The sequence below is a fragment of the Plasticicumulans sp. genome (assembly GCF_035331805.1).
Classification (GTDB): Bacteria; Pseudomonadota; Gammaproteobacteria; order Competibacterales; family Competibacteraceae; genus Plasticicumulans.
Genome location: NZ_DAOLKE010000348.1, coordinates 1 through 3536, shown reverse-complemented (window position 1 = coordinate 3536; position 3536 = coordinate 1). Strand labels below are relative to the sequence as shown.

General features: G+C 71.5%; 3 protein-coding genes. 1 reads left to right on the top strand and 2 read right to left on the bottom strand.

Annotated elements, in window-relative coordinates; genetic code table 11:
- Both PKE44_RS16585 and msbA read right to left on the bottom strand, forming a co-directional pair.
- Positions 1 to 206, bottom strand: a 206-nt coding sequence (locus PKE44_RS16585; RefSeq protein WP_324553439.1) for a hypothetical protein, incomplete at its 3' end; no start/stop codon positions are given.
- Between the two features lie 116 nt (positions 207 to 322).
- A complete protein-coding gene (gene msbA, locus PKE44_RS16580; protein WP_324553436.1) occupies positions 323 to 2065 on the bottom strand; it encodes a lipid A export permease/ATP-binding protein MsbA in 1743 nt (580 codons plus the stop codon).
- Between the two features lie 196 nt (positions 2066 to 2261).
- On the opposite strand from msbA, the gene PKE44_RS16575 reads away from it, so the two are divergent.
- Complete coding sequence (locus PKE44_RS16575; RefSeq protein ID WP_324553433.1) at positions 2262 to 3449, top strand: FAD-dependent oxidoreductase; 1188 nt, start codon at positions 2262 to 2264, stop codon at positions 3447 to 3449.
- Positions 3450 to 3536: the final 87 nt, after the last annotated feature.

The window sequence follows — 3536 nt, the reverse complement described above, 5'->3', positions numbered from 1 at the left end:
GTGCTGCGGGCGGAGGCGTGCGCCGCCTGGCGGCTGCCGGTGCGGGCTTCGGCGTGCCGGGGGGCGGGCTTGCCGGCGTGCGTGACGTGAGGCGTGGCGGTGGCTTTCGCCGGGGGTTTCGGCCGGGCCGGGGCCACGGTCGAGACGGCGAGCAGCAGCGCGGCGGCGAGGGCCTGCGTGCGCAGGCGGTGGCGGTACGGACTCATCGCGAACCCTCCGGAAGCAGCCCGGCCGTGATGGCAGGCCGATACCGCCATTATGAGGGCGGCACCGGCCGATCCCGAGACCCCGCGTTCACGTCATCCGGCCCGCGTCATCCGGCTCACGACATCGGCGGTTCGGTCTGCTGCAGCCGGTGCAGGCCGGCGTAAACGCCGCCGGCGGCGAGCAGCGTCGCGTGCGTGCCGGTCTCGACGATGCGGCCCTTGGCGAGCACGACGATGCGGTCGGCCGATTCAATCGTCGAGAGCCGGTGCGCGATCACGAAGGCGGTGCGCCCGGCGCGCAGGCGTTCGAGCGCCTGCTGCACGAGGCGCTCGCTCTGCGTGTCGAGCGCCGAGGTTGCCTCGTCGAGGATCAGGATCGGCGCGTTCTTCAGCAGCGCGCGCGCGATCGCCAGCCGCTGGCGCTGGCCGCCGGACAGCCGCATGCCGCGCTCGCCGATGACGGTGTCGAGCCCGGCCGGCAGCTCGCGGATGAACTCCAGCGCATGCGCGGCCTCGGCGGCGGCCTCGATGTCGGCGCGCGAGGGCGGCGTGCCGTGGCCGTAGGCGATGTTGGCGGCGACCGTGTCGTTGAACAGCACCGTCTCCTGCGACACGTAGGCGATGTTGGCGCGCAGCGACGCGAGCGTCAGCTCGCGGATGTCGGTGCCATCGAGCGTGATGCGTCCGGCCGAAAGCTCGTAGAGCCGCGGCAGCAGCGCCATCAGCGTCGTCTTGCCGCTGCCCGAGGCACCGACCAGCGCGATGGTCTCGCCGGGGTCGACCGCGAGATCGATGCCGTCGACGACGCCGGCCCCGTTGCGGTCGTAGGCGAAGCGCACGCCCTCGAAGCGCACCGCGCCTTGCGCCCGGCCGATCGTGCGCGTGCCGGTGTCGGCCTCGGGCTCGGCATCGAGCAGCGCGAAGATGCTCTCGGCCGCGGCGAGGCCGCGCTGCAACTGGTCGTTGACCTTGGTCAGGCGCTTGATCGGCGCGAACATCATCGCCATCGCGCCGAACAGCGACACGAAGCCGCCGACCGTGATGTCGCCTTCGAGCGATTCGAGCGAGGCGAGGTAGATCACCGCCGCGAGGGCCAGCACGCCGAACAGCTGCACGCCGGGGATCGCCGCGTTCGAGCTGGTGGCGAGCTTCATCTGCAGCCGGCGCACCCAGTTGCTGGTCTTGAAGAAGCGCGCCGACTCGTAGTCCTGACCGCCGTAGATCTTGACGACCTTGTGGCCGCTCAGGGCCTCTTCGAGCACGCGGTTGACCTCGCCGACCTCGCGCTGCAGCCGCCGCGACAGCAGCCGCAGCCGCTTCGAGACCAGACGCATGACCAGCGCGATCACCGGCACGATCGCCAGCGTCAGCAGCGACAGCTTCCAGTTCAGGTACATCATCCAGCACAGCAGGCCGATGACGGTCAGGCCGTCCTTGACCATCGTCACCAGCGCATCGGTGCAGGCGTTCATGACCTGGTTGGTTTCGTAGCTGACGCGCGACAGCAGCGTCGCCGTGGCGTGGCCGTCGTAGAACGCGGTCGGCATCTGCAGCAGCTTGCCGAACAGCGCCTGACGCAGGTCCATGACCACGCGCGTCGCGACCCACTTCATCGCCACGTCGCTGACGAAATCGGCGGCGCTGCGCACCAGGAACAGCCCGACCAGCATCAGCGGCACCGTGCGCATCAGCTCCGGGTCCTTCTGCACGAAGCTGCCGTCGAGCAGCGGCTTCAGCAGCGCGGCGATGCCCGGTTCGCAGAGCGCGAGCACGACGGTGCCGGCCAGCGACAGCGCGAACATGCGCGCGTGCGGCCGCACGAAGGTCAGCAGGCGCAGATAGAGTTCGCGGCTGGTCATGGGCTTGCGGGGGCGGGGGCAGGGCCGCGCATGGTAACGGCGCCGGCGCCGCCAGCGTTAGCGCGACGGCCGGGGCGGGCATGCCGCTGTGCTATCCTCCCGCTTCCTTCGGACCCTGGTGTCGCCGTGTGCGCGCCAACGACAACAAACGGCAGACCCGCTGCATGCCGGCGTCCCGGAATCCCGTCTCCCGCCCATGAGTTCCTCCACCGTCCACGTCGATGTGCTGTTCGTCGGCGGCGGCATCGCAGGGCTGTGGCTGCTCAACTGCGTGCGCCAGGCCGGCTACAGCGCGCTGCTGGTCGAATCCGAACGCATCGGTGCCGGCCAGTCCGGAGCCAGCCAGGGCTTCGTCGTGCACCGGCCGCGCACCGGCGCGACCGTACCGACCGACAAGGAAGCCGCGGAGCTCGCGAGCGTCGTCGGGCGCTGGCGCGAACTGCTCGCCGGCCGCGCGGTGCCGGACCTCTCGGGCGTCAGCGTGCTGAGCGAGCATCCGCTGCGCTGGACCCTGCCCGGGCAGCCCGGGCGCAGCCTGCTCGATCGCCTGCTGCGCCGTTCGCCGCCGCTGCCGGATGCCGCTGCCGAGACCGGTTTCGACATCCCCGGCGTGCTGCGCCATCCGATGCGCCGCGGCAGCCTGTCGACGCAGGAAGGCTTCATCGTCGACAACCGCTCGCTGCTCGGTGCGCTGCTCGATCCGGTGCGTGATGCGCTGGTGCACACGCAGGGCGCGGCGGTCATGGCCCGCGACGGCGGCTTCAACCTGCGCATCGAGGAGCGCGAGCCGGTGGTCGTGCGTGCCCGGCGCACGGTCTATACCACCGGCGTCGGCGCGAACCTGCTCGGCAGCGTGTCGCTGCAGGTCTGGCATCAGCAGATGGTCATGATCCGCGGCGAGGGACTGGCCGATGACCTCTACATCAATGCCGTCAACGAGGCCGGCCGGCGGCTGTTCAACATCAGTTCCCACCGCGACCTCACGGGTCGGCCGGTCTGGTACTACGGCGGCGCGATGGTCGAGTCCGGCGAGCAGGTCGATGCCGCCCGGCAGATCCGCAACTGCCGGCGCGATCTCGGCGCGTATTTCCCGTGGATGGCGCTGAGCGGCCTCGAATTCGCCGCGCACCGCGTCGATCGCGCCGCCGTGCGCATGCGCAACGGTCTGGCGCTGCTGCCGCAGCTGCGCGTCGAGGACCAGCGCGTGGTCGCGTGGCCGACCAACCTGTCGACGATGCCGCTGCTCGGCGACCGCATGCTGGCGATGCTCAGGCGCGAGGGCATCGAGCCGCGGCCGGCCGACCTGCATCTGCTCGCCGACTGGCCGCAGCCGGCGCTGGCCCCGGCGCCGTGGGACGAAGAGGCCCAGACATGGCAGAGCTGAACGCCCGTGCCGCGACGCCCGCGCCCAGCCGGCGCGAGCGCCTGGCCCGGCGGCTGTGGTCCGGGCTGGTCGCGGGCGTCGCGGCAC

Coding starts and splice junctions, on each gene's coding strand:
- msbA (WP_324553436.1), bottom strand. CDS start 2,065: ATGACCAGCCGCGAACTCTATCTGCGCCTGCTGACCTTCGTGCGGCCG.
- PKE44_RS16575 (WP_324553433.1), top strand. CDS start 2,262: ATGAGTTCCTCCACCGTCCACGTCGATGTGCTGTTCGTCGGCGGCGGC.